This is a genomic window from Nitratireductor mangrovi (assembly GCF_007922615.2).
In the GTDB taxonomy this organism is placed as follows: Bacteria; Pseudomonadota; Alphaproteobacteria; order Rhizobiales; family Rhizobiaceae; genus Mangrovimarina; species Mangrovimarina mangrovi.
Genome location: NZ_CP042301.2, coordinates 2,913,451 through 2,938,612, shown reverse-complemented (window position 1 = coordinate 2,938,612; position 25,162 = coordinate 2,913,451). Strand labels below are relative to the sequence as shown.

Below are 25,162 nucleotides of genomic sequence, written 5' to 3'. Positions count from 1 at the left end.
CCGTAGAGGGAGGACCGAGATGGATGCAACGGGCTGGCGTCGGATGGAAACCGCGCCGAAAGACGGGACCCGCATTCTGGTGACGGTCCGCTCGTCCGAGCAGGGGCCGGCAGAAGTGGACGTCGCCCATTGGGCTCGTGCCGACCAGTACGGCATGGAAGGCTGGCGCTCGGCTGATTCCCACCCAGGACAGGTGTTCAGCTATGCCGAGCCGGAGCTGAAATGCTGGATGCCTTTGCCCAGGGCCGGCGCGGCACCGATGCCCGCCCCTTGGGAAGAGGGCGAGGAACTGTTCGGCTCCGGCATCTAGCCGAGGAGATCTCCGTCCTCCGCTATCGTCCGAAGGCTGGCCACCAGGCGATCGCGATCCGCTGTAAGGCCCTTGTAGTCCAGTTGTGCGTCATCGAGCGCTGCCAGTTGTTCGGCAAATGACGCGGCGATGCGCTGCCTTTGCGGATGCCGTCCGATCACCGTCATAGGGTCGAGGTGAATGCGGATGGTGAACAGGATGTCGCCGGAGAGTGGCAGCTTGGTGAGCGTCTGGCGCTCGACGCGGATGAAGGCGGCAGCGATGGGATCATTTGCTGGAAAGGATGGCGTCCGGCTTCCGATCCGTCCCTCTCGCGCTTGAGCTGACAAAGGCCTGTGAAGCAGGTCGTCGGTCTGCAGTGACCAGTTCAGACGTTCGACCGGCTGTTCCGGCTTCAGACTGTCGAAAATGCGGTTGATCAGCAGTGCGGCCCGCGTGCCGCGGCCGAATTGCGGCACTGGCGCGTGGATGTCCTCGATAGGTCGCGCGAATTTTTCCGTCAGCGTCCACGACGACGGAAAGCAGACCGAGCCCGCGGCGAGCCGCCAGCCGGCCTCGCCCTTTCGCATGAGGACAAGGTCTTCCTGGACGAGAAGTGAGGCCGCCACCAGGGGCGCATGCCCGGCGCCAAGTTCCCGGTCCATCGCCGCGAGTGCCGCCTCCCATTGGCGCGTGCCGGGGAAGATCGCCGGGAATCCTGCCACGAGGTGGCTGCAGATCCGTTCCAGTGCTTCGCCCTGTGCTTCGCGGGTGCCCGGCTCCTCGACGAAGACGGTATTGCGGCGCTCCGCCAGCAGCCGCCTTTTCCCCGCCAGCCAGGCCTCGTAGTGCTCGTCGATTTCGATCCAGCCGGTCGGACGAAGCGGGGTGAGGCCGATCGTGAAAGGACGAGACGACCCGTCATAGGGCGTGTGCATGACCGTGCTGTCGTTCAGCCGTCCATCGCCTCGAGTTCGTCGATCAGTCCCTCGATCATCGACAGGCCCTTGTCCCAGAAGGCGGGATCGGAGGCATCGAGGCCGAAAGGCTCCAGAAGCTCGGAATGATGCTTGGTTCCCCCGGCACGCAAGAGGTCGAAATATTTTTCCTGAAAACCGCGCTCCGCATTCTGATAGACGGCGAACAGCGAGTTCACGAGGCAATCCCCGAAGGCGTATGCGTAGACATAGAACGGCGCGTGGACGAAGTGCGGAATATAGCTCCAGAAGACTTCGTAGCCATCGCGCAGGCGGATCGCCGGCCCGAGGCTTTCGCGCTGCACCTCGAGCCAGAACTCGCCGAGCTGATCGGAGGTCAGTTCGCCCTTGCGGCGCTCGCAATGCACCTTTCGCTCGAAAGCGTAGAACGCGATCTGGCGCACCACCGTGTTGATCATGTCCTCGACCTTCTGGGCGAGCATTGCCTTGCGTTCGCGCCGGTCGGTGGTGCGCTCGAGGAGCGAGCGGAACGTCAGCATCTCGCCGAAGACCGACGCCGTCTCGGCGAGCGTCAGCGGCGTTGAGGCCATCAGGGCGCCCTGCTTGCCGGCCAGTACCTGATGCACGCCGTGCCCCAGTTCGTGGGCAAGCGTCATGACGTCGCGCGGCTTGCCCATATAATTCAAGAGCACATAGGGGTGGACCGACGGCACGGTGGGGTGAGCGAACGCGCCGGGCGCTTTGCCGGGGCGAACGGGCGCGTCGATCCAGCGCCTGTCGAAAAAAGTCGCGGCGATGTCGGCCATCTCCGGGGCGAAACCACGATAAGCCGAAAGCACCGTCTCCTTGGCTTCGTCCCAGCCAATCACCGCCTGCGGGCTTTCCGGGAGTGGTGCGTTGCGGTCCCAATGGTTGAGCGCCTCGAAGCCCAACCAGCGCGCCTTCATCGCATAGTAGCGATGTGACAAGCGCGGATAGGCCCCCTGCACGGCCTCGGCGAGCGCGTCGACGACGGGCCGCTCGACCCGGTTGGCCAGGTGGCGCGAGTCGGCGATGTCGGCAAACCCGCGCCAGCGGTCGGAGATTTCCTTGTCCTTGGCCAGCGTGTTGGTGATCAGCGTGAAGACGCGCAGATTGGCCTTGAAAGTTTCCGCGAGGGCATCGGCGGCTGCCTTGCGCTTGCCGCCGTCGGGGTCCTGCAACAGGTTCAAGGTCGGTTCGAGCGTCAGTTCGCGGCCATCGACATCGAAGCGCAAGGCCGTCATCGTCTCGTCGAACAACCGGTTCCAGGCTCCGCGCCCGGTCACCGATTTCTCGTGGAAGAGCTGCTCCACCCGGTCTTCGAGTTGATAGGGCTTGTCCTTACGCAAGTCGACGATCCATGGGCGATAGCGGCCGAATGCCGGGTCGGCGGCAAGCGCTTCGTCGACCAGCGCTTCGTCGATCTTGTTCAGTTCGAGCGGGAAAAACAGCAGGTGAGCGCTGGCGTCGGTCATCCGCTCCTGGATGTCGCCATAAAGCTTGGCGCGCTTCGGATCGCTGGTGTCGCCGGCATAGACCAGGCTTGCATACGAGACGATGCGGCCGATCAACTCCTCCAACGCCTCGTAACCGGCGATTGCCTCGCCAAGCCCGTTCGGCCCAGGCTTGGCGGCCGCGTCCGAGAGCTTGCCACGCCAGCGCGCCTCGAAAGCTTCCGCTTCCGCCCTGCCGCGCTCGAGGTCACGCGTCAGCTCTTCGGCTTCCATGCCGGCATAGAGGTCGCCCAGGTTCCACTCGGGCAAGTCACCGAGCCGCGGTTGACCTTCGGCGGACGCGGTTCCACGCGGCGCGGAGGTGGCCGAAGCGGCCGGGAATTTCTCGGTCATGGCGCGCATGCGGACTTCCTCGCGGTCAGGGATGCAGGCTCGCGGGCCGGGAAAGGGTTTGTTCACCGGCTTTGTTGAGCCCCTATTTAGATGGGTGTGCCACTATGATCCAGACACCAATTTCGGATCACTGCAGCACTCGCCATCGCCATGTCGCGTACCATACTCATCGTCGATGACGATCCCGTTCAACGGCGTCTGCTTGACGCCGCGGTGACGCGCGCCGGCTACGCCGCACTGGCCGCGGAGGGCGGCAAGGCGGCCATGGCGCATCTGGATGGCGGGTCCGCCGAGGCGATCGCACTGGTGATCCTCGACTTGGCCATGCCCGACATGGACGGTCTGGCAGTGCTGTCAGCAATGCGGGAACGCGGCGTCGACGTGCCGGTCATCGTACAGACCGCGCAGGCCGGGATCGAGACAGTGGTTGCCGCCATGCGTGCCGGCGCGTTCGATTTCGTGGTCAAGCCTGTGTCACCGGACCGGCTGCGCGTCGCCATCACCAACGCACTGAAGGTCGAGGCGATGGACGCCGCATCCCGGCGCTCGAAACCGGTCGCCGTCGAGACTCTGGCGATCAAGGATCTCGTCACTCGTAGTTCGGCGATGGACCGCGTTATCCGCCTGGCGGAAAAGGCGGCCTCGTCCAACATCCCGATCCTGATCGAAGGGGAGTCAGGCGTCGGCAAGGAAGTCATTGCGCGCGCGATCAAAGGCTCGGGCACACGCCGCGGCAAGCCGTTCGTGACCGTCAATTGCGGCGCGATACCCGAAAATCTGGTTGAGAGCATTCTGTTCGGCCACGAGAAGGGCTCGTTCACGGGCGCCCAGGAGCGCCACGCCGGCAAGTTCGTCGAAGCGAATTCGGGTACGCTGTTCCTTGACGAGATCGGCGACCTGCCGCTCGACGTCCAGGTGAAACTGTTGCGAGCTGTCCAGGAGGGGGAGGTCGACCCGGTCGGTGGGCGGGCGGCGGTCAAAGTCGACATCAGGCTGATCTCGGCAACGCACCGGGACCTCCTGCAAAGGGTCAAGGACGGGCTGTTCCGCGAGGACCTGTTCTATCGGCTCAACGTCTTCCCGATCTACGTGCCGCCCTTGCGGGATCGTGGTGAGGACCTTGAGGATCTGGTGCAGCATTTCATCGCGCGCTTCGCAAGGACCGAGACCGACGGGCGGGTGAAGGGAATCTCCGGCGAGGCGCTGGCGGTGCTCAAGGCCTATGACTGGCCAGGCAATATCCGCCAACTGCAGAACGCCATCTTTCGTGCCGTCGTACTCAGCGAAGGGCCGACGCTGACGTCGGAGGAATTTCCGCAGATCGTTGCGCAGGTGGGTGCCGTGGACCCGGGCACGGAAACCGGGCTCCACCTGGCCTCAACACCGGCGCTGGCGGCAGACCCGGTGCGGTATTCGATTTCCGGCCACTTGGGAAACAATGTTTCAATGGGGCAAGGAGCGCTCGAGGCTCTTGACGAGCGCGGCAACGTTCGGCCGCTCGTCGACATCGAGCGCGAGGTGATCCAGTTCGCCATCGATCACTATGGAGGCCAGATGAGCGAGGTTGCACGCCGGCTCGGCATCGGGCGCTCCACGCTTTATCGCAAGCTCAAGGAATATGGCATCGACCCGGAAACCGGCCGCGGCGAAAAGGTGATCTCCTGACCCCGGCACCGGCATTTCCGGTGTAAAATATTGGTTTACCTTGATACTGATCGTTCCGCGGGCGTCCGAATTCTGCCATCGTGTGACCGCATTTCACCTTCAATAAGCGTCGATTAACCATTAGGAATGATAGTCGGACGCAACGGAGTGCGTCTTGCGGTCTTCCGGGGACACTTCAAAGCCAACAAGGCCTCTTGATTTGAACGACCAGACTTCCATCGGCGGATGGCGATTCGGCATGCTTTTGCGCCCTTTTCACCGGGCGATTTTGCTGATTGCGGTTTGCTTCGTTTTCTCGGCCGGTGCCGCGCACGCGGAAACGCGGACGCTCAAGCTCTACTTCATACATACCAAGGAACGCGCCGAGATAACCTACAAGCGCAACGGGCGCTACCTGTCCTCGGGGTTGAATCAGATCAATCGGTTCCTGCGCGACTGGAGGCGCAACGAGCCGACCAAGATGGACCCGCGCCTGCTCGACGTCGTTTGGGAAGCCTATCAGAAGGTTGGAGCGCGCGACCATATTCACGTCGTGTCGGCCTACCGGTCGCCGGCGACCAATTCGATGCTGCGCAAGCGTGGTCGCGGCGTTGCCAAGAAAAGCCAGCATATGCTGGGCAAGGCGATGGACTTCTACATTCCCGGCGTCTCGCTCAAGAAGCTGCGAAATGCCGGCCTGCAATTGGGCGTTGGAGGCGTCGGGTATTATCCGCGCTCGGGCTCACCTTTCGTGCATTTCGACACCGGCAGCGTGCGCCACTGGCCGCGGATGAGCAGAGGCGAACTCGCCTCCGTGTTCCCCAACGGACGCACCTTGCACGTGCCGACTGACGGCAAGCCGCTGCCCGGCTATGACCAGGCGCTCGCCGCCTACAAGTCGAAGAAGAGCGGTACGGTCCAGATCGCGCGGACCAGCGACGACACGCCGTCACGTGGCGACGCTTCCGGCGGAGGTGGCTCGTCGGGTGGCGGCCTGCTGGCCAACCTCTTCGGTGGTGGCGCCGACGAGGAAGAGGACAACAACGAAAGCAGCAACATTTCGCAGGAGCCTCTTGATCGTGGCATGATCGCGACAAGGCGGCAGGGTCCGACGAAGCCCAAGCCGGCGGACGAGCTTCCGGGGGTGGCCGTTGCTGCGGCGCCTGAGCCGGCACGTCCGGCGCCTGAGCCCGAAAAGACCGAGGAAACGCCCGAAACCATTCTGGCTGCGTTGCCGCAACGCAGTATCCCGGTTCCCGCGTTCGCTCCGCGTCCGCAGACCGACACCGGCCAGGCGTTCGCGCTCGCGTCTGTTGCGGATGACGCCGAAACCAAGGACGGCGAGGCGCTGGCCTATGGCGTACCACTGCCCGCGACGCGTCCCGGACAGGCGCAGGCGGTCGCCGCAGCCCTCGCCGCGGCTCGGCCGCAGGAAGATGGTGATGCGGCCGCGGAAATCCGCAAATCGGCGATCGGTGCGATCATTGAGAAGAGTGCCCGGCTGATCGCGGCCGACAAGGAAGAGGAGAAGGAGCAGCGTCAACTGGTCTTGGCGGCTTTCGCTCCGATCCCGAAATTCCGTCCTGGTGGCGGGCCTCTAGAAGAAATCATCGCGGCATTGCCCGAGCCACGCCCGGGCGACCGGCTGCGTGAGGAGATTACCGGCACCACAGGGCCGATCCCAGAGAAGCGCAACCGTCTGGCGATTGCGCCTGACACGCAACGCGCGCTGCTGCTCGCAAGCACCGGCGACAGCAAGCCGGAAGATGTGATTGCACCGTCCGTGCGCACGACGCAGAAATCGGCAAAGCCGGGACCGTCCGACGCCAAGGGCGATCGCCGTATCGTCACCTTGCCGATTGAGGATGTACAGGCGCGCTGGGCGCTCGAAACAGCGGGCCGTGTGACTCGTGCCATCTCCAGCGCCAAGACGCCGTCTCTGGCCCACAGCGCCATCCGCATCGCACCTACGCAGGTCTATACAGGCGGCTTCCAGCCGGAGCCGGGCGAACCCGACCCGGCTCGTTTCGCGGGAAACGCGGTAACCTTCCTGTCGGTAGCCCGCTTCGAGGCTGAGTAGGCCCGAACCCAGTCTCCTACCTTGCCGGTGCCAGCGCCGCCGCTTCGCGCGCAAGCGCCGTGATGGCGCCCCACTCGCCCTCGTCAACGAGATTGTCAGGGGCGACCCAGGAGCCTCCCACACAGATCACGTTGGGCAGCGACAGATAGGCGCTCGCGTTTTGCGGGGTAACGCCGCCCGTTGGACAGAAGCGGGTGCCCGCCAGCGGCGACGACAGCGCTTTCAGGAAGGCAACGCCGCCCGACTGCTCGGCAGGAAAAAACTTCAGGATCTTGTAGCCCTCCTCAGCCGCCGCCATGACCTCGCTCGGGGTCGTTGCCCCCGGCAGCAACGGGACATCGGTTGAGCGAGCCGCATCGAGCAGTTCTTGTGTCGTGCCGGGGCTGACGATGAAGCGCGCCCCGGCGCGTCTCGCCTGGTCGAAGTGGCGTGCCGTGAGGATCGTGCCGGCGCCGACAATCGCTTCGGGTACTTCCGACGCGGCAAGCCTTATTGCATCGATCGCTTCCGCAGTGCGTAGAGTGATCTCGATGGCCGGCAGGCCGCCGGCGGCCAGTGCGCGGGCCAAAGGCACGGCATCGGCGGCCCGTTGGATTTTCAGCACCGGGATGACGGGCTGCCCGGTCAGCACGGGCAGCAGCTTGTCGGCTTTCTGGGGCATTGGCGGCTCACTCGGTTCCTGATCCAGGCGCGGTATAAACGATCGTCCGCCAAACCAGAAGCCGCCGCCGCGAAATCATTCCCGGCCAAGCCAGGCGGCGAACGCTGACAGGAAGCGCGCCCACACCCCGGGAGGTTGCGCGATCTGCTTGTGCCGGCGCAAGGCCGACATCGTTTCGGGACCGGCGATGCCATCGATGGCGAGCCCGTTGTGCTGCTGAAAGGACCGCAAGGCCTGCTCGGTCAGCGGCCCGAAGATCCCATCGGCCGAAATTAGGGCGCCGGCCCTGATCAGAAGCCGCTGCAGTTCCAGCACATGGGTGCCGCGCATGCCTCTCGCCAGCCGGCGCGACCCGGGCGTTTCCTGCGCGGTATCCTCGCCGTCGTTGGCGGCGGCATATCTGGTGTAGGCCGCAGCCATTTTTCGATCATAGGCATACTTCGCGTATTGCGGCCCGTTGTAACCCTTCGCGAACGTTTTCCAGTCGCGTCGCTTGAGTGCTGGCAGCAGTCCGGCCTTTTCGACGTAGCGCAACATCAGCGTGACCTGGCCCTCGACGCCGGAACGGGCGGCTTCCACCAGCGCGTCGACGCTCGCATAGCCGAGCCATGCCCAATGCGCGCCCATGACCTGCCCGATACCCCAGGAGACCGATTCGCGCGCTGCCTTGCGGTCGATCTCCTCGGCGCGCGCCAAGAGTTGCCACCTGGCGGCCTGCGTGCGGGGGTTGGCGACCTCGCCGGCCTTCGGGGATGCGAGCCCTGCCGCGCGCGCCTGAACTCGTTTGGCGCCCGTAAGTCGGCGGTCGAAATAATGCCCCTCGAACCGGATTATCGGCTCTGGCCTTCCGCCGACGATGGCGAAGGGCTTGCCTGCACTCTCGACGTGGGCGATCGCCAGCAGCGTCGCCGGCTCGAGCCTGGCGCCGCGCGCGGCGGCGGCGATCGATCGAATGACTTCGCTTGAAAACATCTTTGAGCTTCTCCTGAGGTGCAGCCGGCATTGTCGCCGTGCGTTGCAGGAGGTGGATCGAATGCCAGGGGCCGCGACCATCGGCGTTAAGGTCATGTGGCCGGCAAGCATCGGAACGGATTGACAAAACCGCCCCCGCTTGCACGTTGGCGGGCGAGGCGATAGGCGATTGCCCCATGGTTCCATCCCGCACCGACCTGCCGATCAAGATCGCCGCGCTCTACCGTTTTGCTCCGTTGCCGCGCTGTCGGCAATTGCAGGAACCGCTACGTGCGTTCTGCGACAGGCATGGCATTCGCGGCACGCTGATCCTGGCGCCAGAAGGAATTAACGGGACCGTGGCCGGAACCGACTCCGCCATTGATGCCCTTGTAGCCTTTCTGGAAACGGATTCGGCCCTTGCGGGACTGGAGATCAAGTTCAGCCGCTCGGCCGAGATGCCGTTTCATCGCATGAAGGTCCGCATCAAGCGTGAAATCGTGACGATGGGCGTCGACGGGATCGACCCGGTCGAAGACGCCGGCGACTACGTTGAACCCGGCGAATGGAACCGCTTGATCGACGATCCGGATACCGTCGTCGTCGACACGCGCAACGCGTATGAGACCGCGCTTGGCACGTTTGAGGGCGCGCTTGATCCGGGAACGGCCAGCTTTCGCGAATTTCCAGCCTGGGCCGCCGCGCGGCGCGGTGAATTGGTCGGACGCAAGGTGGCGATGTTCTGCACCGGCGGAATTCGCTGCGAAAAGGCGACCGCGTATATGAAGTCGATCGGGGTCGAGCAGGTCTTCCATCTGAAGGGTGGCATCCTCAAATATCTCGAACAGGTTCCGGTCGATGATAGCCGCTGGCGTGGCGAGTGTTTCGTCTTCGACGAACGCGTCTCGGTCACGCATGGTCTCGGCGCGGGAAACGCCGAGCTTTGCCGTGCCTGCCGTCGCCCCCTGACACCGGCCGACAGGGCTTCGTCGCTTTACGAAGTGGGCGTGTCGTGCCTGCATTGCCACGACGAGCGTTCGTATGCGGACCGCGAGCGTTATGCCGAGCGCCAGCGTCAGGTAGAACTTGCCGCGCAACGCGGAGGGCTTCGACATATCGGCCGACGCGACCGTTCCGGTTGACCTCTTGGAGGAGGCAGTCATTGTATTGTTGCGTGTGCCGTCCTAGCTGGAAAGCAGCGCAAATATTTCGACCGCCTGACAGACGGAGGCCGCATGTTCGACCCCAAGAAACTGCTTGATGACCTGCTCGGGACAAAAATCCCGGGAACAGAGTCGACGATCCGCGACAAGGCAGGGCAGGCGACACAACTCGCCAAGGACAACCCGATCGCCACGGGGGCGATTGCTGCGGTCCTGCTGGGGACCGGCGCGGGCCGTGCACTGACCGGGACGGCGCTTAAGGTCGGCGGGCTCGCCGCCGTGGCCGGACTAGCCTACAAGGCCTACCAGAACTACCGCGGTGGCGGTGAGCCCGATGCGGAAGCGGCCCGGGATCCGGAATTGCTGCCACCGCCTGTCGACAGCGGTTTTCGGCCCGAAGAAGCTCCGCAGGGCGAGACCGAATTTGCGCTCAGCCTGGTGCGGGCCATGATCGCGGCGGCGCGTGCCGATGGGCATATCGACCAAGAGGAACGCGGACGGATCGCCGATCGCTTGAAGCTGTCCGGGGTCGGCGCCGAAGCGGAAGCTTTCCTTGTTTCGGAACTAAAGAATCCGGTCGATCTCGATGCTCTGGTGTCGGCGGCTCGTACCGAGGCGCAGCGGGTCGAGCTTTACACCGCATCACGATTGGCGATCGAACCGGAGAGCCGCGCCGAGCGCGGTTATCTCGATATGCTGGCCGGGCGCTTGCAACTGCCCGATGCCCTCGTTGACCACATCGAGGCTACGGTCTCTTCGGCGAAGGAGCCGGCGGGAACGGTTGAAACGAGCGACAAACCCGAACCTGGCGGTCCCGCGTCACCCTGGTAGGCGACCTATGCGGGCAGGCTGCGCGCGATGATCGCCGCGAGGGCATTGTCGCGTTCCCTGCCTTCGAGGCTGTCGAGGCTCCGGATGCGCCCTGAAAGCAAGAGGTCGGCGAGGCCGTGTACGATCGCCCATGAGGCGGTAACGTCTGCCTGACGTCCGTGACTCGCGCGCGGATCATCGCCGCGTAACGTGCCAATAGTCGCCACCAGATGGTCGTAGGCAGCGGCACTGGCCCGATCGAGTTCCTGTTCGGAAAAGTCCGCCCGGCGCGACGAGAACATCAGCCGGAAGAGTTCGGGATTGGCCAGCGCGAAGTCGATATAGCCGAGTCCGGCTGCGACGTACTGGCTGCGTGCATCGGGCGCGGCTTTCGCCTGTCTTGCCCTCTGCGTGGCGATGAAACGCTGAAAGCCTTCGGTCGCCAGCGCCGTCAGAAGTCCGGTGGCATCGGCGAAATGATGTGCGGGTGCTGCATGGGAAACGCCAGCACGCTTGGCGCAGCCACGCAAGGTGAAACGCTCCAGGCCCTTTGCCCGCAGTTCCTGTTCGGCGGCAACCAGAAGCGCGTTGCGTAAATCGCCATGATGATAGGCGGGTTTAGGCGGAACGTCTCTTTCGGCCACAAAACTCCCCCATGGTGACCGGAGGATCAGTACCAAAGCGGACAGGCAGGAACAATCTTTCTACCGTCAAAATGGGCGGCGTCTGCGTTCCCCATACGTCGCCTCGAAATGAACCGCCATGCATTAAGTTTTTGTTAACCAATTGAGAGCAAGCTGAATTCAGTCGGATCAGCTTTCCTCCTCCCAAGCATGGTCCAGATCGGGCGGCCGCGAATGGCCGCCCTTCTCATTATCACGACAGCTTGCGCTCCACCACGTCCTCTGCAATGTGCAGGGGGTACGAGGAGGACGTTATGGCAAGCAACAAGGTCGCGATCGTCACCGGGGCGGGCAGTGGGATCGGTAAGGCGGTCGCGCTGGCTCTGCTTGCAGACGGCTGGAATACGGTTCTTGCCGGTCGGCGTGCCAACTTGCTCGACGATGCCGCGGCGATTGCGGGAGACACGGCCGGCAAGCCGCTTGCCGTCGCTTGCGACGTCACCAGGGCTGAGGAGGTCGACGCGCTGTTCGACAGGACCGTGGCTACATTCGGCCGGGTCGACCTCTTGTTCAACAATGCCGGCATGTTCTCCAAGGGTGCGACGATCGACGAAACCCCCGTCGATGTCTGGCAGGCAGTGGTCGACGTCAACCTGACGGGCGCCTTCCTGTGCGCGCGCGCCGCGTTCCGGCAGATGCGCCGGCAGCAGCCGATGGGTGGTCGCATCATCAACAACGGCTCAATCTCGGCGCATGCCCCGCGACCCGGCTCTGTGCCTTACTCCACGACGAAACATGCCATCACCGGGCTGACGCGGACCTTGGCGCTTGACGGCCGGCCCTTCGACATTGCCTGCGGCCAGATCGATATCGGCAACGCGCTGACCGAGATGGCGGCGCCGATGGCCAAGGGTGTGCCGCAGGCGAGCGGCGAGGTGGCGGTCGAGGCGGTGATGGATGTCGACAATGTTGCTCGTTCGGTCCTCCACATGGCAAGCCTGCCTTTGGACGCCAACGTTCTCTTCATGACCGTCATGGCGACGAAGATGCCATTCGTCGGCCGCGGTTGAGAAAAACCGTTCCAAAGCATCGCTCATCTTCAACGGATTTGCTTGGACAAGGCCGCCAAGGCGCGCTTCCATGAGGAACGTACGATCGGGCGAAGCGTTGATGGGCAGGCTTTGCCGATGGTCGAACTGCGGCGGAACATAAGCGAGGGACATTCCCGTCTATGGAAATGATGTTCGGCGCATATTCGGCATATGTGGCCCTGGCCTTGCTTGTCGTGCTGCTCGCCGCCTTCATCGTCGAGCGCTATCCGCCGGAAGTGACGGCGGTCGCCGGTGCAGCGGGCTTCCTCGTGCTCGGCCTCACGCCGCCCGACGAAGCGCTCGCCGCCTTCTCGAACGCTGCCCCGCTCACCATCGCGGCGATGTTTGTGCTGTCGGGCGCTTTGGTCCGCACTGGCGTTCTGGAGACTGTCGCCGACACGGTGATCAGCTATGCGGCGCAACGGCCGGCGGCCGCGATCGCTGTCTTGCTTCTAGGCACTGTCGCCGCGTCCGCCTTCATGAACAACACGCCCGTGGTGCTGATCCTGATTCCGATCGTTTTCAGGCTGGCGCGCTCGATCGATGTGGCCGCGACACGGCTCCTGATCCCGATCTCCTACGCGGCGATTCTGGGCGGTACGTGCACGCTGATCGGTACCTCAACAAATATCCTCGTCGACGGCGTGGCGCGCGAGGCGGGCTTGGTGCCGTTTTCGATCTTCGAGATGACACCGGTCGGCATCGTGGCCGCGCTGACCGGGACGGTGGTCATGCTGTTGCTGGGGCGCTTCCTGTTGCCCGACCGCCGCAGCGAGGCCGAAACCTCGCCGGGCAGTCAAACGGAGTTCCTCTCGGAAGTCACGGTGCGGACGGAGGGACGCTACACCCAGCAGAAAATCGGCCAGCTCGCGGATTTCAACCGCTCGGGGCTGCGCATCCTGGGACTTCGCAGCGGTCCGGAGATCATCCGCGACGGCGTCCCGGAATTGACAATGAAGAAAGGCGATTCACTCATTATCGCTGGTACGGCAGCCGAAATCCTGACGCTGAACGAAAAATCCGGCCTGCGCGTAGGCATGCGTCGCGGGCAGGAACGTTCGGGCGAGACCGTCGCGGTCGAGGCCGTTGTGGCCCCACACCGTGGAACTGCTGGCGAACGCATCGCCGACCTGTCACTCGGTCGGCGATACGGTGTGAGGGTGCTTGGCGCCCATCGTCACCGCCACATACCGGGCTCGGACCTGGAAAGCGTCAAGCTGAGGCCCGCCGACAAGCTGTTGCTCGAAGGCCCGCCGGACAATTTTGATGCGCTGACCGAGGACGCCGCGCTTGTCTCCGTGACCCGCCCGAGCAGCCGGCCCTATCGGCGCGGCAAGGCCCCCGTGGCCGCGCTGGCGCTGGCCGCGGTGGTAGCGCTGGCGGCCTTCCATGTGATGGACATCGCCATCCTTGCCATGCTGGCGGTCGCCGCTATCCTCGTCCTGCGCTGCATCGACAGCGACGAGGCCTGGAGTTCGATCGACGGCGGCATCTTGATCCTTATCTTTTCGATGCTCATCATTGGCGCTGGACTTGAACGCACCGGCGCCGTGCAGATCATCGTCGCCTTCCTGACGCCTCTCCTTTCCCAGTCGTCGCCGCTGGTGATGCTGGTGGTGATCTATCTGATCACGTCGCTCTTTACGGAACTGGTCAGCAACAATGCGGTTGCCGTGCTGATGGCGCCGATCGCGATCGGACTCGCCGCCCAGATCGGCGTTGATGCGCGGCCATACCTGATCGCGGTGATGATCGGCGCCAGTGCCAGCTTTGCTACGCCGATCGGCTACCAGACAAACACCTTGGTCTATGGTGCCGGCAACTACCGCTTCACGGATTTCCTGAAGATCGGCCTGCCGATGAACCTCTCCATCGCCGCGGCGACCTGCCTGGCGATCTGGTATCTTTACGATCTCTGACCGGCGGCCGTCCGTCGGCTATTCCTGTCCGACAGCGACACCGGGAAGGTAGAAAGGAATAGGGCGGATTTCGTAGACAGCCGAGGTGTTGACGCGCCGCAACCGGCGGGCGGCATCGATCGCCGCGTCCGCTGAATCGCATTCGATGACGTAGAAACCAAGCAACTGTTCCTTGGTCTCGGCGAACGGCCCGTCCGTAATCATGCCTTCTCCCGGCCCGCGCAAGGTCATCGCGGAGCGCGTCAAATCCAGACGTGCCGCGGGGCCGAGGCGGTTCTTCTCGTTGATGTTGTCGTGAACCTTCATGAGGTCCCCCATCAGCGCGTCGTCTTCCTCAGGGGTCATCGAGGTTATCGCGCCTTCTTCGTGATAGGCGAGGATGGCAAAGAGCATTTGCAGTCTCCGGCGGTGACAGAGGTGATTGCTGCCAAGAGCGAGGCGCGACCGGACTACGCGCTGAGGAATTGTTCAATCCGTTCCAGTGCGCGCAGGATGCTTTCTTCGGAATTGGCGTAGGAGAGGCGAATGTAGCCTTCACCGAGCACGCCGAAATCCGGGCCGCCGATGAGCGCGACGCCGGCATCCTCGAGCAGCGCCGAGGCAAGCTCCTTGGCTTTTCTGCCGGTGCCGGAAACGTTCGGGAAGGCGTAAAAGGCGCCCTTCGGTGTCACGCAGGACACGCCTGGCAGGCTGTTCAGCCCTTCCACGACGACCTGGCGCCTGCGGTCGAAGGCGCGGAGCATGGCGTCGACCTCGTCCTGCGGCCCGTCGATCGCGGCGATGCCGGCAAACTGGCTCGGCGCATTGACACAGGACCAGCAGTTGACCGCAAGCTTGCGGACCTTGTCGAAGAGTTCGTCAGGCCAGATCGACCAGCCCATCCGCCATCCGGTCATCGCCCAAGTCTTCGACCAGCCGTTCAGGATCACCAGGCGATCGCGCAGTTCCGGGAAGTTGAGCAGCGAGCAATGCGTCTCGCCGTCATAGGTCATGACGTCGTAGATCTCGTCCGACAGGATCGCGACGTCCGGGAAGTCGACAAGGCCGGCCGCCAGCTTTTCGATCTCCGTGCGCGGCGTTACCCCACCGGTCGGGTTGGCTGGCGAGTTCAGGATCAACAGCCGCGTCTTCGGTGTGATGAGTGAAAGCGTTTCCTCGGCAGAGAAGGCAAAGCCGTTTTCCTCGCGCACCGGAACCGGGATCGGGGTGGCGCCGGTGAACTCGATCATCGAGCGATAGATCGGGAAACCGGGATCGGGATAGAGAACTTCCGCTCCGGGCTCGCCGAACATCAGAATCGCCGCGAACATGGTTGGCTTGCCGCCCGGCATGATCATGACGTTCTCGGGCGAGACCTCGACGCCTGTCGTCGTCAAGGTTCGTCGGACCACCGCCTCGCGCGTCGCCAGCAGTCCGGTCGCCGGCGTGTAGCCGTGGTGTCCATCGCGCAGAGCCCTCACTGCGGCCTCGACGATATGTTCGGGCGTACTGAAGTCAGGCTGGCCGATGCCCAGATTGATAATGTCGCGGCCCTGTTGCGCCAGCCGGGTGGCGCGCGCCAGCACGGCGAAGGCATTCTCCTCGCCGATGCGGTCAAAGGCATTTGTCGTGTGGAGCATTGCGAGCGTCTGCCTGATCCTGTTTCGTGCCAGCGGTTTTGTGAGCCATCGGCGCAAAAAGTCAAACTCTGGAGGGCAAGCGTGGACGAGGTGCTGAAAGACTGGACGCCAAGGCCGCTACCCCGGCGCGAAATTCTCGAAGGCCGCTACGTGCGGCTTGAGCCGCTCGACGCGGCAAAGCACGGCGACGGCTTGTTCGAGGCGTCCTCGGTTGCGGACGCCGGTGACCGTTTTCGCTGGCTTCCGGACTATCCGCCTGAAGGCCGCGATCAGTTCCAGCCATGGCTCGTCAAGGCGACGGCAAGCGAGGATCCGCTGTTCTTCGCGGTCATCGACAAGGAGAGCGGGTCGGTCGCCGGCCGCCAGACGCTGATGCGCATCGACGCCGCCAATGGCGTGATCGAGATCGGCAACATCTACTGGGGACCGCTGGTGTCGCGAAAGCCGGGGGCGACGGAGGCGCTCTACTTGTTTGCGCGTTATGTTTTCGAGGAACTCGGCTACCGGCGCTACGAGTGGAAATGCAATGACCGCAATGCGCCGTCGAAGCGGGCTGCGGAGCGCTTCGGCTTTTCGTTCGAGGGTGTCTTCCGCCAACATTTGATCGTCAAAGGCGAAAATCGCGACACTGCGTGGTATGCGATGCTCGACAAGGATTGGCCGGCGGCCAAACGGGCCTTCGAGACTTGGCTCGATCCAGCCAATTTCGATGACAGCGGGCGGCAAAAGCGCCGACTTGAGGATTTTCGCGCCGACATGGCCGCGGCAACGGGATAGCAAGTGTTTCCGTGGCAGCGGCGATCACCGGCACTGCAATGAACATCGACGCGCAGGGATGCAGCAGGAGGGGAGGAACAGCGAATGGCCGGCAGGCTGAAGGGAAAGATCGCGGTGGTGACGGCTGCGGGGCAGGGGATCGGGCGGGCGATCGCCGAAGCCTTCGTGGCCGAGGGCGCGACCGTGCATGCCTCTGACATCGCACGTGACAAGCTCGACGGCCTCCGACGGGTGAAGAAGGCAAAGCTTGATGTACGTTCGAACAAGGCGGTGAGCCGATATGCCGAGAAGGTCGGCGATATCGACATCCTGGTCAATGTTGCCGGCTTTGTGCACCACGGCACGGTGCTCGATTGCTCGGAGGAGGACTGGGCGTTCTCCTTCGATCTCAATGTGACATCGATGCACCGCTTGATTTCCGCTTTTCTGCCCGGCATGCTGCGCCGCGCGGAGATGACCGGTCAGTCTTCCTCCATCATCAACATGTCGTCGGGCGCATCTTCGCTGAAGGGAGCCCCCAACCGCTATGTCTACGGTACCACCAAGGCAGCCGTCATCGGCCTGACGAAGTCGGTAGCCGTCGATTTCATCCGTCAGGGAGTGCGATGCAACGCGATTTGTCCCGGCACCGTGCGTTCGCCATCGTGGGAGGCACGAGTGGACGAACTCGGGCGTTCGGTCGGGGGCAAGGACAAGGCAATGGAAATGTTCGTGTCGCGCCAGCCCATGGGTCGCGTTGGCGAGCCCGACGAGATCGCGGCGCTTGCCGTCTATCTAGCCTCAGACGAAGCCGCATTCACCACCGGGACGGCGATCCCGATCGATGGCGGCTGGACCTTGTGATGGATCCGAAAACGCGCAGCTCGCTGATCGCGGCCGGGCTTATCATGGTCGGCTTCGGGATTGTCGCCTTCTTCATGCCGACGATCATGCTGGCCGTCGGCGACATATCGCCGGCAGCGGCAGGCGGTATCGCAATCCTGTTCGTTGCGGCCTTCTTCCTGGTCTTCTGGCTGCGGGCAAGGACACAGCGGAGGAATGACGAATGAAGGTGCTGATCACGGGTGCGGCGGGCATGATCGGACGCAAGCTCACCGAGCGGCTGGCGCATGACCCAATGCTCAATGGGAGGCCGATCGCTCGCCTCGACCTGCACGACATCGTCGCCGCACAGGCACCAGAGATCGCCGGTGCCGAGGTGAACGTGATAGTCGGCGATCTCGCCGCCGACGGCGAGGCGGAGCGGCTGATAAAGCCAAAACCGGATGTCGTGTTCCATCTCGCTGGTGTGGTTTCGGCCGAGGCGGAGGCAGATGTCGACAAGGGCTACCGGGTCAATCTCGACGGGACACGGCTGCTTTTCGAGGCAATACGCGCCGCCGGTCACGCCCCTCGGGTGGTGTTTTCTTCGTCGATAGCAGTGTTCGGTGCGCCGTTTCCCGACATCATCCCCGACGATTTTCATGCCACTCCGCGCACCTGCTATGGTACCCAGAAGCTGATAGGCGAAGCGTTGCTCGCGGACTTTTCGCGGCGCGGCTTCTTCGACGGCATCGGCCTCAGGCTGCCGACGATCTGCGTCAGGCCCGGAAAGCCGAACAAGGCCGCCTCATCCTTCTTCTCGGCGATCATCCGCGAGCCTCTCGCCGGGCGCGAAACCGTGCTGCCGGTGCCGAGGAGTTCGCTTCATACCCATGCCAGCCCGCGTTCGGCGGTCGGCTTCCTGATCCATGCCGCAGGCATTGACGGTGAGACGGTCGGTCCGCGCCGCAACCTGACCATGCCGGGTATTGCCTGCACGGTCGGCGAGCAGATCGAGGCGCTGGCGCGCGTTGCCGGTTCCGAAGTGGTGAAGCTTATCCGCGAAGAGGAAGACGAGGCGGTTTGGGCGATCGTCCAGAACTGGCCGACGCGCTTTACGTCGCAACGGGCGCGGGAACTCGGCTTCGTTGCCGAAACCAGTTTTGACGACATAGTCAGGGCCCATATCGAGGACGAGCTGAGCGGAAACGCTCGGCCCGCTTAAGTGCTCGTTCACGCTCAGAGACTGGCGGTCAGAAGCGTCAGCCCAAGCAGGAAGACCAGCGCCGCGCCGGCGATCTCGATCGCGGCGTGGATGCGGTTGCCGGCGCGTCCGTCGCCGGCAATGGCGACGGCCCAGTTCTTCGCCGTCACCGCCAGCGTGGCCAGAACCGAGACGGTGATCGCCGTGCCGACCGCCATCGCGAAGACCGAGACGATGCCGGCAAGCCAGAGCCCGTTGAGGAAAGAAAAGGTGAGGACGATCAGGGCGCCGGAGCATGGTCTCAACCCGACCGCCATGACCGCCGACCATGCCGTTCGCCAACTGAAACGATCGCCCGCAAGCATCTTCGGATCCGGGGCATGGGCATGGCCGCAGGTGGCGCAGACCTCTCCAAGGCCGTGATCGTGATGATGGTGATGATGCGCGTCGTGGTGGTGGGGCGCATGGTCGTGATGGTGCACATGGTCAGGTCGATCAGCGACCGCGGCTGACAGTGTGCGAGCGGGGTTGCCCAACAGCAGGCCGCGCAACCGCCCGCCGGCCTTCTGCCACAACAGCCAGGCCCCGAATGCCGTGATCAGCGCGTAGCTGGCGACCTCCATGAACCAGGTGGCGTCGGTCATCGAGATGGCGCCGCCGCGCAGGAACAGGAACACCGCGCCGATCAGCAGGATCGCGCTCACCGCCTGCAGAAGGGCGGAGACGAAGGACAACATGACCCCGCGCCTGAGCGCGACCTCGTTGGCCAGCATGTAGGAAGAGATGACGGCCTTGCCGTGCCCGGGGCCGGCGGCATGAAAGACGCCATAGGCGAAGGACAGGCCGACCAGCAGCCAGACCTTGCTGCCGTCGTCTCGCATCGCCTTCAGCGCACCGGTCAGTGCGCGGTAGAAAGCCTGCTGCTGGGTGTTGACCCAGTTGAGGAAACCGCCGAACAGCCCCGTCTGCGGCAGCATCGCCTCATTGGTCCCGATGCCGAGCGAACTCTGCGCATGCGCGCCGGCGACGGTCAGCGCGGCAAGGCCGCACGCTGCTACGGTGAACGTCAGTGCACGTGATTTCGCGGAAGCCATGTTCAGCCTTGCGCCTGGCAGTTCAGTTCGAGGCGCGTGGCGAAAATCTTGCTGAGATCGTTGCCTCCCGGGTCGTCGAAGAAAGCGTCGGTAAGGCTGCCCTGGTTCTGGGCGATTGCCTCGTCGGGGTCGGGACGAACGACCTTGCGGCTGCAGATCTCCGGAAGCCCGGTTACGGCCAGATACTCGTCCTCGACGAAGTCGATCGCGGTATAGAAAGTGGGGTCGTAAACGCCGAAATCCAGCGTGCCTGCCAAGGGCAAGGTCTCCTTCGGTTCCGATTCGAACAGGATGATCAGCTGGTTATCCTCGAAATTCGCCATCAGCCGCTCGGGAGCCTTCATGGCGACGGGCTTGCCGTCGGCCGAAACCACCTGGAAATAGCCGAACTCGGCGAGTGATTCGAAGACGACGCTCGAGACCAGTTCGAGTTCCTCCGTACCCAGCTTGAGGTCGCCGTTCTGATCGAACTCGACCAGAACGGTGCTGGAAAACAGATCGTCGAAACGCCAGACGTGGCGAAGCGCCCCTACCGTGCGGCCTTCTTCCACCACGACATCGAGACGCGCTTCGGCAAAAACGTGCGGGTGAGCCAGAGCCTGAGAGGATAAGCCAACCGCCAGGGACGCGGCGAGGGAGCATATAGTGTTGCGCTTGATCGACCGCATGGTTCCCTATCCGGAGCCGGTGAGCGAGGTTTCTTGCTGTAGCATAAAGCGGGCAAAAATTGGACTGCTTTCAAGCCCGCTTGTCCTTGAACCAGGTCACCAGGAAGTCGACGAACACGCGGATCTTGGCAGGCAGGTAACGTCGGTGCGGATAGACGGCGAAAATGCCCGCGCCCGTCGGAACGCGATCATCCAGTAGGGTCTTCAGCCGGCCTGCTTCTATATCCGGTTCTGCGATGAAATCAGGCAGGATGGTGTAGCCAAGGCCGGCAAGGGCGGCGGCCCGCGCGGTCAAGGGGCTGTTGACCTCGATAGGGCCGGAGACCGGAACCGTGATTAGCTCCCCATTGTCACCCTGGAAGGGCCAGTTGGAAAGCCAGCGGCCGTTGGTGTCGATGATGCAGGGCAGGGAGGCGAGATCCTGTGGTCGCTGCGGGGTACCCAGCCGCGAGATCAGGTCGGGAGATGCGCAAACCTTGACTGAAAATGGCATCAGCTTGCGCGCGATCAGCGACGAATTTTCCAGGCGCGCGATGCGAATGGCCAGATCGAAGCCCTCTTCGACAAGGTCGACGAAACGATCGTCGAGATTGATGTCGAGCACGATGTCGGGATGAGCCTGCGCGAAATCGACCAGCGATTGTCCAATCGGCGCATCGGCGAAAGTCCGCGGGGCGGAAAGCTTGATGCGACCCTTCACATCGCCGGAGGATTCACGCACCGAATCGGCGAGGCTGTCGATCTCGCGGATGATTTCGCTGGCGCGGCGGAAATAGGTGTGGCCTGCTTCGGTGAGCGAAAACTGGCGCGTCGTGCGGTTCAGCAGCAGCGCGCCGAGTTCGTCCTCGAGTTCGCGCACATATTTCGAAAGCAGCGCCTTGGAGCGTCCGATCTTGCGCGTCGCCGCCGAAAAGCCTTCAGCTTCGACCACCGAAATAAAGGCGCGCATGCGGGTCAGCGTGTCCATCAGTAGCCTTCCTGTCCGGTGAGCACGGTGCGAGCAATTGCGAGCAAGGCGAGATCGCTGTCTGCCGGCCCGAGCAGCGAGATGCCGAACGGAGCGCCGTCAAGCAAGCCGAGCGGCAGAGTGAGTTGCGGAAAACCCGAGAGGCCGGACAGGCACAATAGGCGCAGGGCGCGCTCGCGATAGGCCTGCAGGTCGTCGAAGCCGGCGTCCTTGAGCGGCGCCGCGCCGGGCACCGTCGGCATGAGGATGAAGGTGTCTTCGCCAAGCAGCGCCCCGAGTTCGTCGCGGAAGGCGGACCTTCGCTGAGTTTCCGCGGCGGCGGTCTCACACCCGACAGTGGCGCCGAAATCGAACCGTTCGCGAACGCCCGGGCCGAGATGGCGGTCCTTCAGCGACAGCCATTCGCCGTGGACAGCCCATGCCTCGTAGGCCTGCAGGCGCCGAAAGCACCAGTAGAGGTGGTCGATGTCATGGCCAAGCGGCGGGGCCGGTTCTGGTTCGCCGAGGACAGCGGCGACTATCGCCGTCATTTTTTCGTACTCGGCGGCTTCGGCTGGACCGACGACGAGCTTGTCAAGCGCAGCAAGGCGGAGAAGGCGGGCTTTCCTTATCGTTGGAGGAACTTTGCCGCCGAGCAGGGTACCGGCAACCTGCGCGTAGGTATCGATATCGCGTGCAAACCAGCCGAAGGTGTCGAAGCTAGGGGCGAGTGGCATGGTGCCGGCGAGCGAGATCCTGCCATGCGTGGTGCGAAGGCCGATCAGGCCGCAGAAGCTTGCAGGTGCGCGGATCGAGCCGCCTGTGTCGGACCCGGTGGCGATGTCGGCAAGGCCACCGGCGACGGCGGCTGCGGACCCGGATGACGAGCCGCCTGTCACCCGGTTCGGAGCAACAGGGTTCACCGGGAAGGGAAAATGCGCGTTCTGGCCGAGCAGCGAGAAGGCCAGTTCGTCGGTCTGGGTCTTGCCGATAAAGTGGGCGCCTGCCCGCAGCAGGTTGTCGACGGCAGGGGCGGAGCGATTCGCGGCCTGGGCTTCGGCGAGCCGGTCGGGGTTGCCGCATCCGGTCTTGAGGCCGGCAACATCGAAGATGTCCTTCACGGCCAGGCTCTTGCCGGCAATAGGACCCGTTTCAGCATGCGGAACAGAGACTTCCGGGAAATCGAGAAAGGCGTTGAAGGGGTCGCGGGCAATCGTCATCGTTCGCAATCTCTGCACGGTTGGGCGAAGAATGTTCGACATCTGAAAAAATTCAAGCCCGCTTGTTTTTTTCATTGATTGTGACAGACGCCGCGCCTATATCGCGCCTGCCCAAAGTCGCACGTGCCTGTGGGTGTCCGCCGGTCCCTCGTTATGGTGAGGGTCTCGGTAAGGTACCTGGAACTAACCCCTCCAGTCGGTCTGACGGCCAACCGCCATTCCGAGGACATCTTGAAGCAACGACGGTGCGGGCCTTTCTGGTGTCTGCCGGTCGTCCAAAGACCGGGGTTACTGAAGAGGCACACCTTCATTGCCGGCAGTGCGGAGGGGTCTCCCCAATCCAAAGCTGAGGCAGACAAAGCGAGCGTTCGCCGCAAGGCGGAAGCTCACCGCCGCGTGACAGGCGTTCGAGGTGCCGGTGACTTCCACCGTCCGGTTCCTGGAAGCTGGCCACGTCCTTTGTCCATGCGGATCGCAGCCTTGCGGCAGCGATGCCCGCGACCCTGAGCAAGGCGGGTCCGCCCGCCAATGGAGAGACCGATGGCAACCCAGCGCATCCTCGATTTCCTCGCCACCCGACGCCCCAACGGACCCTGCCTCGTCGTTGATCTCGACGTTGTGCGCGACAATTTTTGTGCCTTTGAAAAGGCGTTGCCCGACAGCCGCATCTTCTACGCCGTGAAGGCCAATCCCGCGCCGGAAATCCTGCGTCTGCTGGCCTCGCTCGGATCGTCCTTCGACACTGCAAGCGTGGCCGAAATCGAGATGGCGCTCGACGCCGGCGCGACCGCCGATCGCATCTCTTACGGCAACACAATCAAGAAGGAGCGCGACATTGCACGTGCCTTCGATCTTGGCATCCGGCTGTTCGCCGTCGACTGCGTCGAGGAAGTCGAGAAGGTCGCCCGCGTGGCGCCGGGCGCGCGTGTTTTCTGCCGCGTTCTCACCGACGGCGAAGGCGCCGAATGGCCGCTGTCGCGCAAGTTCGGCTGCGTACCGACGATGGCGGTGGATGTGCTCCGCCACGCGCATGGCCTCGACCTCGAAGCCTATGGCGTCTCCTTCCATGTGGGCTCGCAGCAGACCGACCTGACCGCCTGGGACCGCGCGCTCGCTGATGCGGGCCGTGTCTTCGCGACGCTGGCGGAGGAGGGCATCGTCTTGAAGATGGTCAACATGGGCGGCGGCTTCCCGACCCGCTACCTGAAGGATGTGCCCGCGGCTCAGGCCTATGGCCAGGCCATCTTCGGTGCGCTGCGTCGGCATTTCGGCAACCGCATCCCTGAGACGATCGTCGAGCCGGGCCGCGGCATGGTTGGCAATGCAGGCGTGATCAAGTCGGAAGTTGTTCTGATCTCGAAGAAGGCCGACAATGACAATGTGCGCTGGGTTTATCTCGACATCGGCAAGTTCGGCGGGCTGGCGGAGACAATGGACGAGGCGATCCGTTATCCGATCGTGACCGGCCGCGACCACGACCAGATGGCGCCGTGCGTGCTGGCCGGCCCGACCTGCGATTCGGCCGACGTACTCTACGAGAAGACGCCTTATCCGCTGCCGCTGACGCTCACCATCGGCGATGAGGTGCTGATCGAGGGAACGGGTGCTTACACCACCACCTACGCTTCGGTCGCCTTCAACGGCTTCGAGCCGCTCCGATCCTACGTGATCTGAGAGGCTCAGGCCTCTCGGATCACCCTGCCGCGGGCCATCGCGCCCGCGACAGGTTCGCTCGTGGAATATCTCTCCGCTGGTGAAGGATCGCGGATATGGAATCTCTGCTTGTGCCGTCTGTAGCCGGCGGATTTGCCGCCCAATCGGGCAGCGAGCCGGTTCAGGAGGTTGCTGGACAGGCTGTCGTCGTCGCACCGGAATCGCCGGCCGATGAAGCCGCGCGCGAGGTGCTGCTCGACCGGGCGATGGGGCCGGGTCGCAAGCGCAAATCGTCGGAGAAACTGCGCCGGGGTCGTTTGCCGGCCGATGGGCTGGCGTTCTCGGCGATGGACGGCGATGGACGCCTGGTCGGTACCGTGCGGTTGTGGAATGTTCGCGCCGGCCACAATGGGCCTAATGCGCTCCTCCTCGGTCCGCTAGCGGTGGAACCGGCGCTCAAGGGTGCGGGCATCGGCGTTGCGCTGATGCGGCACGCGATCGCCGAGGCCCGCCGACGCGGGCACGGCGCGATCTTGCTCGTCGGAGACCCCGGATATTACGAGCGCTTCGGTTTCAGCGCCGAGCGGAGCGACGAGCTCGCCATGCCGGGACCCTACGAGAAGCATCGTCTTCTGGCGCTCGAACTTATCGACGGCGCACTTGCAGGGGCACGAGGGGTTGTAAGGGCATCGGGACGTAGGATCGAGGTTCAGGCGTTGCGGCGGGCCGCTTGACCACGAAAGCCGGAGGCTGTGGGCGGGCAGCCTCCGGCACTATTCCGGTGAACAGCTGATCGTCTGGAAGTTACCGCGCTCGTTCTGGATGGTGATGTCGAACCCGATGGATCCGCCAACGGCCTTCTTGAGCACGGTGCTCACGACGCGATTGCCGCCGGACGACAGACCCCCAAGAGGACCCTGCCAAAGAATGACATTGTCGGCCACCGTGAACGGGTAATCGCCCTCATATTCGCCGTCAAAGGCGGGGCCACGATAGACGTCTCCGTCGATCTCGATCACCCCGATCATATAACTCGACAACGTGCAGACATAGGCACCATCGCTGAGCTCGGCCGAGTACGCAGGCAAAACAATAGCTGCCACGCCTGCGGCAGCTACACAGATACGACAGCTGGTCATGATT

25 protein-coding genes are annotated in these 25,162 nt (G+C 63.7%); 13 read left to right on the top strand and 12 right to left on the bottom strand.

The window, feature by feature from the left end:
• Positions 1-19 precede the first annotated feature (19 nt).
• Entirely contained in the window at positions 20-310 is a 291-nt protein-coding gene (locus FQ775_RS14360) for a hypothetical protein (RefSeq protein WP_146301397.1), read from the top strand.
• Here the strand turns inward: FQ775_RS14360 and FQ775_RS14355 are convergent.
• Together FQ775_RS14355 and FQ775_RS14350 are read right to left on the bottom strand one after the other, a co-directional pair.
• Positions 307-1,227 (bottom strand): heme-dependent oxidative N-demethylase family protein, encoded by a 921-nt coding sequence (locus tag FQ775_RS14355; RefSeq protein ID WP_146301396.1) that lies wholly within the window; start codon positions 1,225-1,227, stop codon positions 307-309. The two genes, FQ775_RS14360 and FQ775_RS14355, sit on opposite strands and share 4 nt — an antisense overlap.
• Positions 1,228-1,241: 14 nt before the next feature.
• Positions 1,242-3,104: a M3 family oligoendopeptidase gene (locus FQ775_RS14350; protein WP_167812981.1), complete on the bottom strand. Its 1,863-nt coding sequence runs from the start codon at positions 3,102-3,104 to the stop codon at positions 1,242-1,244.
• Positions 3,105-3,245: 141 nt separating this feature from the next.
• Here FQ775_RS14350 and FQ775_RS14345 point away from each other — a divergent pair, with 141 nt between their 5' ends.
• Positions 3,246-4,760 (top strand): sigma-54-dependent transcriptional regulator, encoded by a 1,515-nt coding sequence (locus tag FQ775_RS14345; protein WP_146301395.1) that lies wholly within the window; start codon positions 3,246-3,248, stop codon positions 4,758-4,760.
• A 238-nt stretch (positions 4,761-4,998) separates the two neighbouring features.
• Entirely contained in the window at positions 4,999-6,819 is a 1,821-nt protein-coding gene (mepK, locus tag FQ775_RS14340) for a peptidoglycan L,D-endopeptidase MepK (RefSeq protein ID WP_146301394.1), read from the top strand.
• A 16-nt stretch (positions 6,820-6,835) separates the two neighbouring features.
• On the opposite strand, the gene FQ775_RS14335 is transcribed toward mepK, so the two are convergent.
• Positions 6,836-7,480 (bottom strand): 2-dehydro-3-deoxy-phosphogluconate aldolase, encoded by a 645-nt coding sequence (locus FQ775_RS14335; protein ID WP_146301393.1) that lies wholly within the window; start codon positions 7,478-7,480, stop codon positions 6,836-6,838.
• Between the two features lie 75 nt (positions 7,481-7,555).
• Positions 7,556-8,563, bottom strand: a complete 1,008-nt coding sequence (locus FQ775_RS14330) for an N-acetylmuramidase domain-containing protein (RefSeq protein WP_246730134.1) — start codon at positions 8,561-8,563, stop codon at positions 7,556-7,558.
• Between the two features lie 65 nt (positions 8,564-8,628).
• Between FQ775_RS14330 and trhO the strand changes: the two genes are divergently transcribed.
• Both trhO and FQ775_RS14320 read left to right on the top strand, forming a co-directional pair.
• A complete protein-coding gene (trhO, locus tag FQ775_RS14325) occupies positions 8,629-9,573 on the top strand; it encodes an oxygen-dependent tRNA uridine(34) hydroxylase TrhO (protein WP_146301392.1) in 945 nt (314 codons plus the stop codon).
• Between the two features lie 93 nt (positions 9,574-9,666).
• The gene (locus FQ775_RS14320; RefSeq protein WP_146301391.1) at positions 9,667-10,425 is read left to right on the top strand and encodes a tellurite resistance TerB family protein; all 759 of its coding nucleotides are present in this window, start codon (positions 9,667-9,669) and stop codon (positions 10,423-10,425) included.
• A 5-nt stretch (positions 10,426-10,430) separates the two neighbouring features.
• Here FQ775_RS14320 and FQ775_RS14315 read toward each other — a convergent pair whose 3' ends face one another.
• Positions 10,431-11,048: a TetR/AcrR family transcriptional regulator gene (locus FQ775_RS14315; protein ID WP_146301390.1), complete on the bottom strand. Its 618-nt coding sequence runs from the start codon at positions 11,046-11,048 to the stop codon at positions 10,431-10,433.
• A gap of 293 nt (positions 11,049-11,341) precedes the next feature.
• Here FQ775_RS14315 and FQ775_RS14310 point away from each other — a divergent pair, with 293 nt between their 5' ends.
• Together FQ775_RS14310 and FQ775_RS14305 are read left to right on the top strand one after the other, a co-directional pair.
• A complete protein-coding gene (locus tag FQ775_RS14310; protein ID WP_146301389.1) occupies positions 11,342-12,097 on the top strand; it encodes an SDR family oxidoreductase in 756 nt (251 codons plus the stop codon).
• 161 nt (positions 12,098-12,258) lie between these two features.
• Positions 12,259-14,037 carry an SLC13 family permease gene (locus FQ775_RS14305; protein WP_146301388.1) on the top strand — a complete coding sequence of 593 codons (1,779 nt, stop codon included), beginning with the start codon at positions 12,259-12,261 and terminating at the stop codon, positions 14,035-14,037.
• Between the two features lie 18 nt (positions 14,038-14,055).
• Here FQ775_RS14305 and FQ775_RS14300 read toward each other — a convergent pair whose 3' ends face one another.
• Together FQ775_RS14300 and FQ775_RS14295 are read right to left on the bottom strand one after the other, a co-directional pair.
• Positions 14,056-14,430: a YciI family protein gene (locus FQ775_RS14300; RefSeq protein WP_146301387.1), complete on the bottom strand. Its 375-nt coding sequence runs from the start codon at positions 14,428-14,430 to the stop codon at positions 14,056-14,058.
• A gap of 56 nt (positions 14,431-14,486) precedes the next feature.
• Positions 14,487-15,656, bottom strand: a complete 1,170-nt coding sequence (locus FQ775_RS14295) for a pyridoxal phosphate-dependent aminotransferase (RefSeq protein WP_146301386.1) — start codon at positions 15,654-15,656, stop codon at positions 14,487-14,489.
• An 81-nt stretch (positions 15,657-15,737) separates the two neighbouring features.
• On the opposite strand from FQ775_RS14295, the gene FQ775_RS14290 reads away from it, so the two are divergent.
• The 4 genes from FQ775_RS14290 to denD all read left to right on the top strand — a co-directional run bounded on the left by FQ775_RS14290 (position 15,738) and on the right by denD (position 18,459).
• Positions 15,738-16,433 carry a GNAT family N-acetyltransferase gene (locus tag FQ775_RS14290; protein ID WP_146301385.1) on the top strand — a complete coding sequence of 232 codons (696 nt, stop codon included), beginning with the start codon at positions 15,738-15,740 and terminating at the stop codon, positions 16,431-16,433.
• 84 nt (positions 16,434-16,517) lie between these two features.
• A complete protein-coding gene (locus FQ775_RS14285) occupies positions 16,518-17,276 on the top strand; it encodes an SDR family oxidoreductase (RefSeq protein ID WP_146301384.1) in 759 nt (252 codons plus the stop codon).
• Positions 17,276-17,482: a hypothetical protein gene (locus tag FQ775_RS14280; protein WP_146301383.1), complete on the top strand. Its 207-nt coding sequence runs from the start codon at positions 17,276-17,278 to the stop codon at positions 17,480-17,482. Before FQ775_RS14285 ends, FQ775_RS14280 begins: the two co-directional genes overlap by 1 nt.
• Positions 17,479-18,459, top strand: a complete 981-nt coding sequence (gene denD / locus FQ775_RS14275; protein ID WP_146301382.1) for a D-erythronate dehydrogenase — start codon at positions 17,479-17,481, stop codon at positions 18,457-18,459. Before FQ775_RS14280 ends, denD begins: the two co-directional genes overlap by 4 nt.
• A 14-nt stretch (positions 18,460-18,473) precedes the next feature.
• Here denD and FQ775_RS14270 read toward each other — a convergent pair whose 3' ends face one another.
• The 4 genes from FQ775_RS14270 to FQ775_RS14255 all read right to left on the bottom strand — a co-directional run bounded on the left by FQ775_RS14270 (position 18,474) and on the right by FQ775_RS14255 (position 22,366).
• Positions 18,474-19,532: a nickel/cobalt transporter gene (locus tag FQ775_RS14270; protein ID WP_146301381.1), complete on the bottom strand. Its 1,059-nt coding sequence runs from the start codon at positions 19,530-19,532 to the stop codon at positions 18,474-18,476.
• Between the two features lie 2 nt (positions 19,533-19,534).
• Entirely contained in the window at positions 19,535-20,200 is a 666-nt protein-coding gene (locus FQ775_RS14265; RefSeq protein ID WP_146301380.1) for a DUF1007 family protein, read from the bottom strand.
• Between the two features lie 70 nt (positions 20,201-20,270).
• The gene (locus FQ775_RS14260; protein ID WP_146301379.1) at positions 20,271-21,167 is read right to left on the bottom strand and encodes a LysR family transcriptional regulator; all 897 of its coding nucleotides are present in this window, start codon (positions 21,165-21,167) and stop codon (positions 20,271-20,273) included.
• Complete coding sequence (locus FQ775_RS14255) at positions 21,167-22,366, bottom strand: amidase (RefSeq protein ID WP_146301378.1); 1,200 nt, start codon at positions 22,364-22,366, stop codon at positions 21,167-21,169. Before FQ775_RS14255 ends, FQ775_RS14260 begins: the two co-directional genes overlap by 1 nt.
• 540 nt (positions 22,367-22,906) lie before the next feature.
• Between FQ775_RS14255 and odc2 the strand changes: the two genes are divergently transcribed.
• Entirely contained in the window at positions 22,907-24,040 is a 1,134-nt protein-coding gene (gene odc2 / locus FQ775_RS14250; RefSeq protein WP_146301377.1) for an ornithine/lysine decarboxylase, read from the top strand.
• 95 nt (positions 24,041-24,135) lie between these two features.
• Positions 24,136-24,753, top strand: a complete 618-nt coding sequence (locus FQ775_RS14245) for a GNAT family N-acetyltransferase (protein ID WP_146301376.1) — start codon at positions 24,136-24,138, stop codon at positions 24,751-24,753.
• Positions 24,754-24,792: 39 nt separating this feature from the next.
• Here FQ775_RS14245 and FQ775_RS14240 read toward each other — a convergent pair whose 3' ends face one another.
• On the bottom strand, positions 24,793-25,158 hold the full coding sequence (locus tag FQ775_RS14240) for a hypothetical protein (protein ID WP_146301375.1): 366 nt from the start codon (positions 25,156-25,158) through the stop codon (positions 24,793-24,795).
• Positions 25,159-25,162 lie beyond the last annotated feature (4 nt).

What these genes read in the sequence shown, in the direction of transcription:
- FQ775_RS14335 (WP_146301393.1), bottom strand. Translation starts at nt 7,480, where the DNA reads ATGCCCCAGAAAGCCGACAAGCTGCTGCCCGTGCTGACCGGGCAGCCC.
- odc2 (WP_146301377.1), top strand. Translation starts at nt 22,907, where the DNA reads ATGGCAACCCAGCGCATCCTCGATTTCCTCGCCACCCGACGCCCCAAC.
- FQ775_RS14245 (WP_146301376.1), top strand. Translation starts at nt 24,136, where the DNA reads ATGGAATCTCTGCTTGTGCCGTCTGTAGCCGGCGGATTTGCCGCCCAA.
- FQ775_RS14355 (WP_146301396.1), bottom strand. Translation starts at nt 1,227, where the DNA reads ATGCACACGCCCTATGACGGGTCGTCTCGTCCTTTCACGATCGGCCTC.
- denD (WP_146301382.1), top strand. Translation starts at nt 17,479, where the DNA reads ATGAAGGTGCTGATCACGGGTGCGGCGGGCATGATCGGACGCAAGCTC.
- FQ775_RS14270 (WP_146301381.1), bottom strand. Translation starts at nt 19,532, where the DNA reads ATGGCTTCCGCGAAATCACGTGCACTGACGTTCACCGTAGCAGCGTGC.
- FQ775_RS14330 (WP_246730134.1), bottom strand. Translation starts at nt 8,563, where the DNA reads ATGCTTGCCGGCCACATGACCTTAACGCCGATGGTCGCGGCCCCTGGC.
- FQ775_RS14285 (WP_146301384.1), top strand. Translation starts at nt 16,518, where the DNA reads ATGGCCGGCAGGCTGAAGGGAAAGATCGCGGTGGTGACGGCTGCGGGG.
- FQ775_RS14265 (WP_146301380.1), bottom strand. Translation starts at nt 20,200, where the DNA reads ATGCGGTCGATCAAGCGCAACACTATATGCTCCCTCGCCGCGTCCCTG.
- FQ775_RS14305 (WP_146301388.1), top strand. Translation starts at nt 12,259, where the DNA reads ATGGAAATGATGTTCGGCGCATATTCGGCATATGTGGCCCTGGCCTTG.
- FQ775_RS14255 (WP_146301378.1), bottom strand. Translation starts at nt 22,366, where the DNA reads ATGACGATTGCCCGCGACCCCTTCAACGCCTTTCTCGATTTCCCGGAA.
- FQ775_RS14280 (WP_146301383.1), top strand. Translation starts at nt 17,276, where the DNA reads ATGGATCCGAAAACGCGCAGCTCGCTGATCGCGGCCGGGCTTATCATG.
- mepK (WP_146301394.1), top strand. Translation starts at nt 4,999, where the DNA reads ATGCTTTTGCGCCCTTTTCACCGGGCGATTTTGCTGATTGCGGTTTGC.
- FQ775_RS14360 (WP_146301397.1), top strand. Translation starts at nt 20, where the DNA reads ATGGATGCAACGGGCTGGCGTCGGATGGAAACCGCGCCGAAAGACGGG.
- FQ775_RS14240 (WP_146301375.1), bottom strand. Translation starts at nt 25,158, where the DNA reads ATGACCAGCTGTCGTATCTGTGTAGCTGCCGCAGGCGTGGCAGCTATT.
- FQ775_RS14300 (WP_146301387.1), bottom strand. Translation starts at nt 14,430, where the DNA reads ATGCTCTTTGCCATCCTCGCCTATCACGAAGAAGGCGCGATAACCTCG.
- FQ775_RS14295 (WP_146301386.1), bottom strand. Translation starts at nt 15,656, where the DNA reads ATGCTCCACACGACAAATGCCTTTGACCGCATCGGCGAGGAGAATGCC.
- FQ775_RS14320 (WP_146301391.1), top strand. Translation starts at nt 9,667, where the DNA reads ATGTTCGACCCCAAGAAACTGCTTGATGACCTGCTCGGGACAAAAATC.
- FQ775_RS14260 (WP_146301379.1), bottom strand. Translation starts at nt 21,167, where the DNA reads ATGGACACGCTGACCCGCATGCGCGCCTTTATTTCGGTGGTCGAAGCT.
- FQ775_RS14350 (WP_167812981.1), bottom strand. Translation starts at nt 3,104, where the DNA reads ATGCGCGCCATGACCGAGAAATTCCCGGCCGCTTCGGCCACCTCCGCG.
- FQ775_RS14310 (WP_146301389.1), top strand. Translation starts at nt 11,342, where the DNA reads ATGGCAAGCAACAAGGTCGCGATCGTCACCGGGGCGGGCAGTGGGATC.
- FQ775_RS14345 (WP_146301395.1), top strand. Translation starts at nt 3,246, where the DNA reads ATGTCGCGTACCATACTCATCGTCGATGACGATCCCGTTCAACGGCGT.
- trhO (WP_146301392.1), top strand. Translation starts at nt 8,629, where the DNA reads ATGGTTCCATCCCGCACCGACCTGCCGATCAAGATCGCCGCGCTCTAC.